This window comes from Treponema sp. UBA7567, assembly GCF_002476655.1.
Taxonomy (GTDB): domain Bacteria; phylum Spirochaetota; class Spirochaetia; order Treponematales; family Treponemataceae; genus Treponema_D.
Genome location: NZ_DLLH01000003.1, coordinates 1 through 13,329 on the forward strand (window position 1 = coordinate 1; position 13,329 = coordinate 13,329).

11 protein-coding genes and 1 tRNA gene are annotated in these 13,329 nt (G+C 39.7%); 4 read left to right on the forward strand and 8 right to left on the reverse strand.

What is annotated here, in order from left to right; all coding sequences use genetic code 11:
* From B3Y13_RS00175 to B3Y13_RS00190, 4 genes are all read right to left on the reverse strand, one after another.
* Window positions 1-595, reverse strand: a 595-nt coding sequence (locus B3Y13_RS00175; RefSeq protein ID WP_296691874.1) for a threonine aldolase family protein, incomplete at its 3' end; no start/stop codon positions are given.
* Window positions 596-664: 69 nt separating this feature from the next.
* On the reverse strand, window positions 665-1,201 hold the full coding sequence (locus tag B3Y13_RS00180; RefSeq protein ID WP_296667979.1) for a hypothetical protein: 537 nt from the start codon (window positions 1,199-1,201) through the stop codon (window positions 665-667).
* Between the two features lie 26 nt (window positions 1,202-1,227).
* Window positions 1,228-1,761, reverse strand: coding sequence for an NUDIX hydrolase (locus tag B3Y13_RS00185; protein WP_296691876.1), 534 nt, complete (start codon window positions 1,759-1,761; stop codon window positions 1,228-1,230).
* A 31-nt stretch (window positions 1,762-1,792) separates the two neighbouring features.
* Entirely contained in the window at window positions 1,793-2,644 is an 852-nt protein-coding gene (locus tag B3Y13_RS00190) for a GNAT family N-acetyltransferase (RefSeq protein WP_296691878.1), read from the reverse strand.
* A gap of 76 nt (window positions 2,645-2,720) precedes the next feature.
* On the opposite strand from B3Y13_RS00190, the gene B3Y13_RS00195 reads away from it, so the two are divergent.
* The 3 genes from B3Y13_RS00195 (at window position 2,721) to B3Y13_RS00205 (ending at window position 5,575) form a co-directional block, all read left to right on the forward strand.
* A tRNA-Cys gene (locus B3Y13_RS00195) sits at window positions 2,721-2,793 on the forward strand.
* A gap of 130 nt (window positions 2,794-2,923) precedes the next feature.
* A complete protein-coding gene (gene trxB / locus B3Y13_RS00200; protein ID WP_296017764.1) occupies window positions 2,924-3,877 on the forward strand; it encodes a thioredoxin-disulfide reductase in 954 nt (317 codons plus the stop codon).
* 9 nt (window positions 3,878-3,886) lie between these two features.
* Window positions 3,887-5,575, forward strand: coding sequence for a glycoside hydrolase family 3 protein (locus B3Y13_RS00205; protein ID WP_296667991.1), 1,689 nt, complete (start codon window positions 3,887-3,889; stop codon window positions 5,573-5,575).
* On the opposite strand, the gene B3Y13_RS00210 is transcribed toward B3Y13_RS00205, so the two are convergent.
* The 3 genes from B3Y13_RS00210 to B3Y13_RS00220 all read right to left on the reverse strand — a co-directional run bounded on the left by B3Y13_RS00210 (window position 5,568) and on the right by B3Y13_RS00220 (window position 10,256).
* Window positions 5,568-6,251, reverse strand: a complete 684-nt coding sequence (locus B3Y13_RS00210) for a tRNA-uridine aminocarboxypropyltransferase (RefSeq protein WP_296667974.1) — start codon at window positions 6,249-6,251, stop codon at window positions 5,568-5,570. The two genes, B3Y13_RS00205 and B3Y13_RS00210, sit on opposite strands and share 8 nt — an antisense overlap.
* A 326-nt stretch (window positions 6,252-6,577) precedes the next feature.
* A complete protein-coding gene (locus B3Y13_RS00215; protein ID WP_296691880.1) occupies window positions 6,578-9,613 on the reverse strand; it encodes a pectate lyase in 3,036 nt (1,011 codons plus the stop codon).
* Window positions 9,614-9,746: 133 nt separating this feature from the next.
* Window positions 9,747-10,256 carry a hypothetical protein gene (locus tag B3Y13_RS00220; RefSeq protein ID WP_296017783.1) on the reverse strand — a complete coding sequence of 170 codons (510 nt, stop codon included), beginning with the start codon at window positions 10,254-10,256 and terminating at the stop codon, window positions 9,747-9,749.
* Between the two features lie 497 nt (window positions 10,257-10,753).
* On the opposite strand from B3Y13_RS00220, the gene B3Y13_RS00225 reads away from it, so the two are divergent.
* On the forward strand, window positions 10,754-12,130 hold the full coding sequence (locus B3Y13_RS00225; protein WP_296017788.1) for an ATP-dependent 6-phosphofructokinase: 1,377 nt from the start codon (window positions 10,754-10,756) through the stop codon (window positions 12,128-12,130).
* Window positions 12,131-12,249: 119 nt separating this feature from the next.
* Here B3Y13_RS00225 and B3Y13_RS00230 read toward each other — a convergent pair.
* Window positions 12,250-13,329, reverse strand: a 1,080-nt coding sequence (locus B3Y13_RS00230; protein WP_296691883.1) for an MGH1-like glycoside hydrolase domain-containing protein, incomplete at its 5' end; no start/stop codon positions are given.

Genomic DNA, 13,329 nt, shown 5'->3' on the forward strand with positions numbered 1-13,329 from the left:
CGTTTTCTTTGCTTCCGAGCGCATAGGCAAGCCGTGCTCCGTCGGCAAAAAGTGGAATTTTGTATTGGCGGCAAACTTTTGAAATGTCGGAAAGTTCTTGTTTTGAGTAAATTGTTCCGAATTCTGTTGGCTGAGAAATGTAGACCATTCCAGGTTCAACCATGTGCTCCCAGTTTGCGTCGGCGTAAAAATCTTTTATGTAAGATTCGATAGTTTTTGCAGAAAGTTTTCCGTTTTGAGCTTTCAGTGTGATTACTTTGTGGCCTGTGTATTCAACGGCTCCTGCTTCGTGAACCGCAACGTGTCCGCTTTCGGCTGCAATTACACCTTGCCATTTTTTTAGAAGGCAGTCGATTACGGTTGAATTTGTCTGAGTTCCGCCTGTCAAAAATTGTATTTGCGCTCCTGGAATTTCGCAGGCTTTGCGGATTAAAGTTCTTGCTTCTTCGCAAAATTCGTCTGAACCATAGCCGCTTGTGTGAAGAAGGTTTGTTTCGGCTAGTTTTTTTATGATGGCAGGATGTGCGCCTTCCATATAATCTGATTGAAAGGCGAGTTTTTGTTCTTCGCTTTGAGTATTTTTGTTTTCGTTCATTTTTTTCCCTATGAAAAGCCAAGATAAAAACAGATGCCATTTTTGGTTGTTTTTACCTTATCTCCTAGTTTATTCTTCTGTTTTTAGGCGCGGACACTGTTCAAGAATTACGCTGAGCGCCTGATTTCTTATCTGTTCATTTGGAAAAACCATAGTGATTTTTGCTCCGCTTTTTGTCAAAATTTCGAGATGTCTGAAATCGACATTTGTCGTTTCTTTTTGTTTTTCGTAGCTAAGTGTTGGCAACGAGAGAATGTTTTCGTATTTTATGGCGGTTGTGTCGCTGATTATCATATTTTCGTAAATGCCGTTTATTCCGCTGTTAACGACTTGTTTTGACGCAATGCTTGAACCTAAAAGCGCTGTCAAAATAAAAATTACCGAAAGATAAAGCTGGAAATTTCGGAATGGAATTACTCCGAGCAAAAGCGCGCAGACTGCAAAGGTCAAAATTGAACGCAAAGGAAAGTCTGACCTTAATGCCATTTTTAATTCGCCGCATTCACTTTTTAATTTTTTAATTTTGAATGGAATTGAAATAATAAGCGCGGCAAAAATGCAGTAGCCGGCGATTGTAAATGCGATTGTTAAGTTTTTTACGTCCATATTTTTTCCTTTTGATTAAAATTGTCTTAGCCTTTTGAGTTTACCTTTTTTAGCCAGAGTTTTAAAGTTTTTTTTGCGCTTTCAAAGGCAAGGTTTGCGTTGTCTATATCTTCTTCTGTTTGAATTAAAATCTTTTTTAAGCCGGCGACTTCGCTTTTTTGTGCGGAAAATTTTGTATTTTCTGGTAAAAGTGCTTCAAAAAAAAGGTCGCAGGTTTTGTAGGTGATATTTTTGTATTCGTAGGTGTTTGGAAAACTGCAAAGATATTTTAATTCCGCAGGTTTGGCCCCGATTTCTTCCATACATTCGCGGATACAGGCTTGTTCGGCTGTTTCGTCCGGATCTACAAATCCTCCCGGAAAAGCGAGAAAGCCTTTTTTGGGTTCTTTTGCACGTTCTTCCAAAAGAATTTTGTTTTCTTTGTCGCAAATTATTAAACCGACGGCGCTTGCAACGTTGTTGTAAAGGTCAAAACCACAGTCCTGGCATAGCCATTTTCTGTTTTTGACATTTTTTATGTTTTTGCTTCCGCAGTTTGGGCATAAATTAAAATCGTTCATAAAATCTCCCATAAAATTTTTATGTTTTGGTTTAATAATATAAAATCTCAAAATTGCAGAATTTTTTGAATCCTGTTTTTTCGTAGACTTTTATTGCAGCTGTATTTTCTGTTTTTACAAAAAGCGTGCATTTTTTTGACTGTGCGGCGAATTTCTGGCTTACAGTGTTTAAAAGCGCTTTTGCAAGTCCGCAGTTTCTGTATTTTGGAATCGTAAAAATTCCGCCTAAAAGAACATAATTTTTTCCTTGAGCGCTTACGGTTAGTTTGCAAAGCGGCATATTTTTGATTTTCCCGATAAAAACTGCTCCTGCATCGACAAAATTTTCAAATTTTGCAAGGCAATGATCTTCGTTAAAAAGTTCTGGTTCAAAGACAACTTCTTCTTTTTCAAATTCAACCTGAAGAGGAAACACTCTTGGAATTTCCTGTTCGGTGCATTTTTCTACAGAAAGCTGGCGGTTCATTCTTGCGAGGTCTTTTGCAGAGTCAAAACGCTCGTTTTCCATTAAAAAATATTCGATTTGAATTTTAGGAGTTTTTCCAAAATGATTTTCGAGAATTTTTTTTAGCATTAAAGTGCCGCTTTTTTCGCCCGAAATGCTAAAAATGTATTTTATTGAATTTTCTTCAAAAAAATTTACAAAGGCGCTTTCGATTTCGTTGCGGTTTTTTCCGTAAACTTCCGGCAGACAGTGGTGAATTGAACTTCCCTGCCACCAGCTGAAAATTCCGTGGATTTCTCCAAAATTTCCTCTTAAAACGTAGATTGATTTTCCTCCGTGGAGAATTTCAGAATAAAGCATGACTGAAAATTTTTCGTAAGGAAGCATGTAACTGAGAATTTCGTTTTTGTCAGCATCCTGCATTAGCTCAATAAACATTTTTCCACATATTTTACCGTTAAAATATTAAAAAGACTAGACACGAAATTTTATTTTTTATATACTAAACAAATACGGCGTCTTACCCAAGTGGCTAAGGGAACGGTCTGCAAAACCGTGATTGAACAGTTCGATTCTGTTAGACGCCTTAAAAAGCGGTAGTGATTGCAAGATTACTTCCGCTTTTTTATTTCCGGGAGCCAATGGCAAAGCCTGTTCCCGTTTATATATATGTGCCCTTATGTAGAGTAAGGGCATTTTTTTTTGTATAATCAAAATATGCAAAAAGATTTTTACGACTTTGTTGTGGTTGGTGCGGGTGCGGCTGGTTTGACTGCTGCGCAGTACGGGGCTAGAAGCGGACTTTCTACACTTTTAATTGATTGCGGCGAAACTGGCGGCCAGGCGTTGAATATTTTTAATCTGGAAAATTTTCCGGGTTTTTTCCCATCGGTGAAAGGCTCTACTTTTATTCAGAATATGCTTTCTCAGACAGAGAGTTTTGGCGCAGAAATTCAAAAAACAAAAGTTCTTTCAATAGATAAAATCAAGGGAAAATTTTTGATTGAGACAGAAAATGGCAAAATTTCGGCTTATTCTGTTTTGATTGCAACTGGCGCAGCCCACAAAAGACTTGAAATTCCTGGAGAAGCAGAATTTAGTGGTCGTGGCGTAAGCTATTGCGCAACCTGCGACGGACCTTTTTTTCGAGGCGGAAAAATTATCGTTGTTGGTGGTGGCGACAGCGCGTGCGAAGAAGCATTTTATCTTTCTTCGCTCGCAGAGAGCGTAATTCTTGTTCACAGACGTGGAGAACTTCGTGCTCAAAAAGCAATTCAGCAGAAAATTCAAAAGGTAAAAAATATTTCTATTCTTTATGACACTCAGGTTGAAAAAATTAACGGCAAAGCAAAAGTAAATTCTGTTTTGCTTAAGAACAATATTTCTGGCGAAAAAATAGAACTTTCGTGCGACGCTGTTTTTATTTTTGTTGGAATGAATCCGCGCACAGAGCTTGTAAATATGCTAAAAAAAGACGAAGGCGGTTATCTTATTACAAATTACAAAATGGAAACTGCTGTATCGGGAATTTATGCGGCCGGTGATGTTCGGGCAAAACCTTTCCGGCAGCTTATTACGGCGGCTTCAGACGGTGCAATCGCTGCTCATCAGGCGCACGAATACGTAACATTGCTAAAAAACTCAAAACAGTTAAATTCTAAAAGTGAATAAAAAGATATGATGAAAAAAAAACTTGTCCTTGCTTGCGCATTTTTTGCTTTAATTGCTAGCTTTTGTTTTTCGCAGACAAAAATTCCTGAAGATGCGGATTTTTGGAGCGATTATCCTTCGGAAGAGCTTGCTGATTTTTTGGTCGGAAAAATGAGCAATGACGAACTTTTGAGCCAGATTTTAATGTTTGGCTGGGCAGGCGCAGAACCGAGCGAGCTTTTAATAAAATGGGTTTATGAACGCGGACTTGGCAGCGTAAAAGTTTTTGGCTGGAACACAGACAATACGCAGCTTGTTGCAAGTTCTGTAGCAACACTGCAAAAAAAATCACAGTCTCGGAAACTCCGTATTCCTCTTTTTGTGGCAACCGATCAGGAAGGCGGATGGATTCGTCATGTAAAAGGTGAAACTTCCGAAACTCCTGGCAATATGGCAATTGGCGCAAGCGGTTATCCAATCGACGCTTATTATTCTGGCTATTACATAAGCCGCGAAATCAAGGCTCTTGGAATAAATATGAATTTTGCTCCGACCGTAGACAATTATACAAATTTACAGTCTTCGGTAATCGGCCCCCGCTCTTTTGGCTCAAATCCTGATTTTGTAGGTCAGCTTGGCGCTAGTTTTTCTGCCGGTTCAATTGCGGCTGGAGTTATTCCGACAGCCAAACATTTTCCGGGGCACGGCGATACAAGCCTCGACAGCCACGGAAATCTTCCTCAAATTGACATTGACTACAAAACCCTCGAAAACCGTGAGCTTGTCCCGTTTAAGTTTTTAATTGCCGAAAAAATTCCTGCAATTATGAGCGGTCACTTGAGTTTTCCCAAAATTATTTCAAACGGTGAACCTGCGAGCCTTTCAAAAGTTTTTTTGACCGACATTTTGCGCAATCGTCTTGGCTACGAAGGTTTGATTATTACAGATGATATGATGATGAACGGAGCGACAATGTACGCTGGAAGTTTAAGCCGGGCTTTTCGTCTTGCAATCGAAGCTGGAAACGACATTGTAATTTCTTCTACAACTGCGCGCTGGAATGAAAGTTTGTGGACTTCAAACCTTTCTCTTATGGAATCAAGCACGGCTTTTAAGCAAACTGTCCAAAAAGCCGCAAGACGCGTAATTTTATACAAATTAAATTATTTTAAGAGCAATAATGCCGCTCCTCTTTATCCGGATCCAGCAACACTTGACCAGAAAATTCCGGACAAAGAAGGACAAAAATTCTTTTTAAGCCAGGCTTGCCGTTCAATAACAGCCTACAAATCAGGAAAATGTCTGCCTTTTGCTCCTGACGAAAACGAACGCATTTTGCTTGCTGGCCAGACTCAGTTTCCTGATTTTTTTGAAGAAGCAAAAAAACGTTATTCAAACTGTGCAGAATTCAAATTCGACTACGAAATGGGACCAAATCAGGCAGACTGGATGAGCCGAAATATTCAAACAACTGCAAAAAACTATGACACAATAATAATCTGTGTTGCAAATGAACGCAGCGCAATGATTGCAGAACATTTAAAAAAACTCGGCAAAAAAGTCGTAATAATGTCGGTTCTTTCTCCTGTTCCGGTTTTAAACTGCAAGTGGGCGGATACAATTTTGCTAGGCTACAGTTATTCGCCATACACCTTCAAAGCGCTATTTGGCGCTCTAAACGGAGAATTTGAGGCAGACGGCGAGCTTCCGCTCAATTAAAATCGGGAATTTCTTTTTTCTTCGTGAATTTGTAGTCATTTGCATGAGTATTCGGTAAAAGTCCGGCAATTCTGTCGTTTTCTTTTTGAAGCTGGAATTTTATCATCATCTTAAAAGCATCCATTAAACTTTCAGGATTTGAGGTCTTTTTAATAAGACCGCTTTCCTGAAATTCCTTTATCAAATAATAGCAGGTTTCGATTGTCGAAACACATTCAGGATGCGGTTCACGCTTAAAAGTAAAAATCGAACGGTATTCGCCGGAAAAACTCAGTTTTGGAAGCGCCATAATATTTGTCGAAAGTTTAATCATTTTTTTTGAACAAAACCACGTTGAATCAATGATAATCGCCAAAAGTTTACGGCCGTTCAATTCTTCCTTAAAACCTGCTTTTTTAGAATTCCAGGCATCCTGGTCAGGATATAGCAAAACTGGAAAAAACTGCGGATCTTGCAAAAGCTCGCACAGCCGTTCATTTTTTGTAAAATCAATGCCCATAATAATTTCAGAATCAATTAAGCCAGCGTGAGCAATTCGTCCAGTTCCAGTGCGCTGCCTTTTAGCTTCTTTCGGATGCATCAAAAAAACAAATTTAATTCCAGGGTCAAAAGGCTTTAAAACTTTGCAGACACAGCTATCTTTTGGTCTAAAACATTTGTAACAAAAATCGCGCATTTTGAAATTATAAAAAAAAATCAAACGAAAAGAAACCGCTTTTTATTTTTTTGGGGGAGCACACTTTGCGCTCAAACCGGCTTTTCGCCTTTCGCTAGCGCTCATTGCCGTTCCGGCAACTCCGGGGCTACAATCCGGGCTAGCATAGCCCGCGGTGCGCGATAGCGCACACGAAAATAAAAGGGTTTTGCGTTAGCAAAAGCCGCAGCATGCGGAGCATGCAAAAATCCGGGCTAGTAAAAGTCTGTGGTGCGTAAAAAAAGTGCCGCCCAAAATTTTGGGCGGCACTTCCGGTCAATTTTTAGATTTTTTTAAGTTTCTAAAAATTATTTAGCATTTGCATTTTTTGACACGTAATTGTAGTCAGCGCCAGTGTTTTCTGGAGCATTGTCTGTAAGGCGGAACAAGTCGCCAATATCAAATACTCCGTTTTCGTTACGTGGAATGCGGTTAAATGAACCGTCAGCGTTAAATCCGTTAGCCCATTTTGCAATATCTGTGCTTACAAATGTTTTTGCAATATCAACTGTAGTTCCGTCAACATTTACAGATTTTGCGCCGTTAAAGAAGTAGTTGTTTTTTGCAGCAAGGCGTTTTGCAAGGTCTGGATCATTAGAAGCGTCAAAGTTGTCGCCTGCTCCGCCGTTTGCAGAAAGAACTCCATCTGCCTTGAATACGCGCGGGTTGGCAGCGGCTTTGCCTTTTCCGTAAAGAGAAACATTGTAGTTTCCGCTTCCGTAAACTGTTACGTGGTCAAGAATAAGTGCTGGGTTAGAGTTACAGGTTACTCCGTTTACTCCATTTCCCCAGGAAATTGAGTTTCGGAGAATATGTTTGATTGCGATTCCGTCGCCACCAAGTTTAAATCCGTTTCCGTCACCATTTCCTGTTCCGTCGAGTTTTGTTCCGTTTGCGTAAGTAATACAGTTGTCGATAAGAACTGCGCCGATTGCGCCTGTTTCTACCTTAGAGTAGAAGTCCCAGCCGTCGTCTACGTTGTGGTGTGCAACACAGTTACGGAATACATTGTTTTCGCCAGATGTAAGTTTTGAAGCAAAACCGTCAGCATTGTTCTGAGCAGGGTCGGAGTTTCCGAAAGATTCGCAACCGTAAATCAAGTTGTCGTGCGGCCATTTTTCAAAGCTCTCAGAAGAACGTCCAGAAATCTGAATTCCTGTATCGCCGTTAAGGTAAGTGTCTACCATTCTGATTTCGTTGTAATTTCCTGCAACCTGAAGGGCTTTTACGTCTCCCGGAGTGCCTGTAATATCAAATCCCTGGAGCGTCCAGTAGCTTCCGTAAAGGTTTACAGCAGTAACTTTTGCTTTAGATTTTGAAAAATCGATGATTGGGCGGGCTCCAGCGTCTGCAATTAGGTATTTTCTTGCTTTTGCAGTACCATCGTTCCCACGTTCAATTTCGAGGCTCTTTCCAGGATAATAAGTTCCAGCTTTAAGAATGATTTTCTGTCCAGGCTGGCAGTATGCAACTGCTGAACCCAAGTCGAGTGGATCATCGCTAGTGCCTTTTCCGAATGCATTTGCATTTGGAGAAACATAAAGAACCTTGCCCTTGTATGTTTTAGAAATGATTGTGTGAGTGAAAGTTACCGGCTTGTAGTTCATTTCGTAGTCGTTATCTTCTGCGTTGAACTGAGCAATAACTTTTTTAGGAGCTGGACGCCAGTTGTCTTCTGGATCGAAAGTGACGAGAAGGTCGTTCAAATCCTTGTTGATTTTGATTGTTTTTTTGTAGTCAGCAAAAACTTTTCCTGCTGGAATTGTAATTTTGTCTCCCTTGATGAGGACTTTTCCGTCAGTTGTTTTTACGCTGATAGTTCCGTTTGCGTTTGTTGTAAATGCGAATGGATATTTCTGATTGTACCATGTTGTTGGACAGTCGATTGTTGTTGAAAGAGGAACCAGTTCTGGAGGTTCTTCTAGAGCCGGAGGGTCTTTTTTAGGATCGGTGATGTTTAGAACAACGTCAGAAAATGTTGCGTTACACCCGCGAGCTACTGCAAAACCAATGTAAATGTGGTCTTTGTCGAGCTGGAGAAGTTTGTTGTTCTCTGGATCGTACATTATGAATTCTTCTTTTGTGTCTTCAGAAGGAATTGCACGCTTGTAGATTGCATGGTAGCCAGTATTGTCTTTTTTGAGTGTAACGCGATATGTGTCGCCTGTTTTAATTGCATCTGAACCTTGATCATAAGAGAAAGCGTCTGATTTGCTTGTCGCGTGAGCCTTAATTCCTTCATCGCCAAGCGCAATAATTTCGTCAGTAAGTCCGCTTACAAAACGAGCGCCAATTCCGTCTTTAATTTCTTTTTTTACTCCGTTGATGTGCGTTGTAAATTTACGTGTAATAACTCCTGCCGAGTTATTGTAAGCAATCATCAAAGGCTGGCCTTCGACGCCAAGACGGTCGAGAGCAACAACACCAAAACCTTCCTGCCCATCAGCCATTGGGTTATGATAATCTACGTGAACTGTAGCTGTAAGTTCAAAGTTTTCTTTTTTAGGATCAATTACTGTGTAATAGAAAGAAATTCCGTCAAAGTAACTTTCGAATTTTCCGCCTTTTTCAAGGATGTTGCCAGTATTTTCATCGTAAGTACATGAATAAAGTTTTACTTTAAGATTGTTTGGATCTAAAAGTTCAAAACGGTTGCGGGCAGGGTTCGTAGAAGTTCCAAATTCTGTGAATGTCCATACACGCTCTTTTTCTTCACGCACGAGTTTGTGCATTGTTGAAGATGCAATTCTTTCTTTGCCGCGAACTGCATAAACTATAATGTCGCTAAAATCGCCGTCTTTAAGTCCTTTGATTTCTGCAGAAAGGCCTTTTGTTGCGGAAAGTTCTTTTGTTTTGCCATTTTCTGTGTAAGAAACAATATAATTTTCAGCTTCTACGACAGGATCCCATTTTACAGAAAGAGTGCTTTTGCCAATATTTAAAACGTTTAAAACAGGTTTTGTCAAAGGAAGGCTAAAGTCGAATACAACAGGATCTGAAGCTTTGGCTGTTGATTCGTTATTTCGCTGTGTATAGACAGTGAATGTGTATTTTCCAGAAAATTCAGGTGTGAATTCAGAATGTTTTGCAGCTCTGCGTGCTTTTCCGAATGTGTTTTTTACAGGGCTTCCGAACGGCCCCTTCATTTCTACATAGCCTTTGTCGGCTGTTTTTGCGTCTGTAGGAGCGTTAAAATTTACGGTAATTTCGTTTGGATTTCCTTCGCTAAGACCTACAGATGTGATTTTTGGGGCTGCAACGCTTGACCAGTCCGGACGTGCTGACTGAGCAAATCCAGAAAAAGCAAGTGCTGCAAAAAGTCCCAAAGAAACAATTTTTTTCATCTTGTTCTCCCATAAAAAGTCAAAATTGCAATTGATTAGTAAGTTTGCAACGTAAACTTGTATCTTGTATTAACAAAAAACGCAGACTCTCGTCTTAGGAAAAGTCTGCGCGCCTAATTTTGTTAGAGTTTAATTATTTTCCAACGTTGATTTTGTAGATATTGATGCCTGATTTTTTAGAAAAAACTGTGTAAGTTCCGTCAACAGAAACTTTTACAGAACCTTCAGAAGCAAGTCCGTCTGCTCCGTTAACATCTTTGTCCATTGGAAGTTCTGCTACAGTTTTTCCGTCTGGTCCGACTACAACGAGAGGGCGCATATCTGATTTTGAAGTAGAGTTTCCCCAGACAGTGATTGTTTCGCCTGCTTTTGCCGGGAAAGAAACTGAACGTGAAGAAGCGTTTCCGCTGCCCTGAAGCTGAAGAGCCATGTTGAATTCTTCGCCGTTTGCTGCTTTGTGCAATGGTTTTTTAGCAATGTTCATGTATTTTTCGGTTGTTGCATGAAGAACGAAGCCATCTTCTACAGCTTTGTCTTCTGTAATAGTTCCTTTTTCCTGGTCTTCAGCGCTAAAATAACCTTCTGCGAATGCTGCTGTGCAAAGCATAAGACATGCAGAAATAATACCAACTAACTTTTTCATTAAAAGCCTCCTCATTTTGGCGTTCTTTAATCGTAGAACAAATAAATTATTTTTTGGATACGCAGTTTCTGTGTTGAATAAACAGCTAATAAAAACTGCTATGCTCTAGTATACAATAAAATTGGGAAAAAATAAGGGCATTATTTGCAGAATGACGATATTTAAATGAATTTTCTGTAAAAAAAATAATAAAAAAAAGCAATATTTTATAAGTATTTTGCAAAAATATGTGTTTTAACATAAAACTTAGCCCGGATCGGAACGGTGCGCAGCGTTCAAAAGGCGGAAAGACTTTTCCGGCTTTTGAATGGAGCGAAAGCGGAACCGTGCAGAGCCGGTTTGTGAGAAAATTGCGCTCCAAAAAAATAAAAATTAACGAAGAATAACCGTAGATTTATTTGAAAAAAGATTTTATACGTTGTAAAATTTGAGTGTCTTTGGAAATTTCGTTTTTTAGAGGTTTTCTGGATATTTATTGCTCGCAAAAAGAGGTTTTTATGGCAGAGAAATATGATTTTAGTATTGAACAGCTCGGACCTTGCAAAGTTCATTCGCCGATTGAACTTTCTACAAAGCATGGTGATTTTCGTGCAAACTATGTAAAAGATTCTTCATTTGTAAGATATGCGGTAAATGTTTTTGAAGATTCGCCAAAAGAAGACAACCTTGGTGTTTCCAATCTTATGCAAAAAGCCGGTCCTCGTGAGTATATTTATTTTAATCCGGCTCATGTAAACGCGGGAATTTGTACTTGTGGCGGTTTGTGTCCTGGTTTGAACGACGTAATCCGTGCCGTTGTCCGCTGTCTTTATTATCGTTATGGTGTAAAAAAAATCCGCGGTTTTAGATTTGGTTTTAAAGGTTTTTTCCCGGAAAGCGGTTTTGATACGATTGATTTGAATCCTGATTCAGTTGATGACATTCATAAAATCGGAGGTTCTTTTTTAGGAACAAGCCGTGGCGGCGGAAACCGTACTGCCGAAATTGTTGATGCCATTGAATCGTTGAACATAAATATGCTTTTTATTATTGGCGGCGATGGAACTCAGCGCGGTTCGCTTGATATTGCAAATGAAATTGAAAGACGCGGTTTAAAAGTTTCTGTTGTTGGAATTCCTAAAACTGTTGATAATGACCTTTTGTTTATTGACCGTTCTTTTGGTTTTGAAACTGCGGTTCAGCGCGCGACGGAAGCGGTTTCTTCAATTCATATGGAAGCTTTTAGCCAGATTAATGGAATTGGCCTTGTAAAACTTATGGGACGCGAATCTGGTTTTATTGCAACTGAAACGGCAATTGCAAGCCACGAAACAAATTTCTGTCTTATTCCTGAAGTTCCTTTTGAATTGAACGGTCCGAACGGATTTTTGGAACATTTGGAAAAAAGAATTATGGAGCGTCATCATGCGGTAATTGTCGTTGCTGAAGGCGCAGGTCAAGATTTGCTTGCTACTACTGACGAAACCGATGCCAGCGGCAACAAAAAACTTGCAGATATTGGACTTTTTCTGCGCGACAAGATAAATGAATATTTTAAGTCGAAAAATATTCACATCAACTTAAAATATGTTGACCCAAGTTACCAGATCCGTTCTTCTGTAACCACTGCAAACGACTCGATTTATTGTGAACGTCTTGGAAGTTATGCGGCTCATGCGGCTATGGCTGGAAAAACAAAGATGGTTGTAGGTCTTGTAAACAACAAATATGTTCATTTGCCGATTCAGATGGTAACTAGAAGACGCAATTTTGTTGATCCGGAAGGCGCTTTGTGGCGCGATGCTTTGGATGCGACAAGACAGCCGATTCTTATGGTAAATAACTTGAACACGCTTTCTGAAAAATACATGAAAATGCGCGAAACTCACAATTAAGTTTTTGAGCAAAATTAAATTGAATAAAAAAAGCCTGCTGTAAAAGCTGAAGTTTAGCTTAAAAAACAGCAGGCTTTTTTATAACTAGATTTTGAAAAAATAGGATTTCTTTAAGGTTTTTAAAGTTTATCAATCAGCATTGAGCATTTTCCGCTTGGAATTGGCAGTGTTTTTTTCTTCTGATCGAGGATATTGATTGTAAAGTAATAGAGTTTTTCGCTTTCCATTTGGATTTCCCAGCCGCGAACAGACTTATTGCTCAAAATTGTGATTAAGTTGCGCTTTAGAGAAAGCTTTTCGATTCCCATAATTTCGAGGTTTGGAATAATCCAATCTACTGTTTTGCGCGGCAAACTAATTGAAAGGCCGATTACGTTTTCGATCATAAGCGCGATTGTTGAAAGTCCGACAGTTTGAAGATAGCGCTGTTTTGGATATTTTGGATCCGATTCCATGACGGCATGGCCTTCTTTGCAAGGTTTGTATGCTTCGTACATGTCGCCTTTCTTCCCGTTTGCAGGTTGTAACCCTTCAAGAATAAAATAAAGGTGTCTGATTGCACATTCGCGGGCAAGCTCATAATGCTGGTATTTTTCCAAGCCTTTTATAACCATAAAGTTGAATGCCGGGTAAACTCCGCCGCAGAAACCTTCGCCGTTTTCGTTAAAGTTTGGACTGTCCGCGCTCAGTGTCGGGAACGGATGGTCTGTTCCAAAAGTGCAAGGGTTGGAAAGATGGTCAATTAAAGCGTCTGCGCGGTCAGCATTTGGAATTTCTGCCAAAAGCGGCCAGAAACCGGCAATTGTTTTTTGAGAAAGTTTTTGCTCATTTTTGTCCAAATCGTAGTAAAAACCAGAATTGCTGTCCCACATCATTGAGTTGATTCTCGTTTTGAGGGAAAAATATGCGCGTTTGTACTGGAAGCTTATTTCCTTGTCGTTGAGAATGTCGCCTAAAGCGCTCATGTGCGCGCAGTTGATTGCCATTGCAGAGTTAAAATCGACTGCATAATAAGTATTCTGGCGAGGCGAATTAAACATTGTGCTTGCAGAGAAAGGCGCGCTGTAAAGACCGTTTGGCTGTTTGTAAGTCTGATCTACCCATTCCATGTATTTTTGAAGAACAGGCATAATCTCTTTTACACGTCGCTTGTTTGCAGATTTGTGGTAAAGGTTGAACTCTGCCCATGCAAAAAGCGG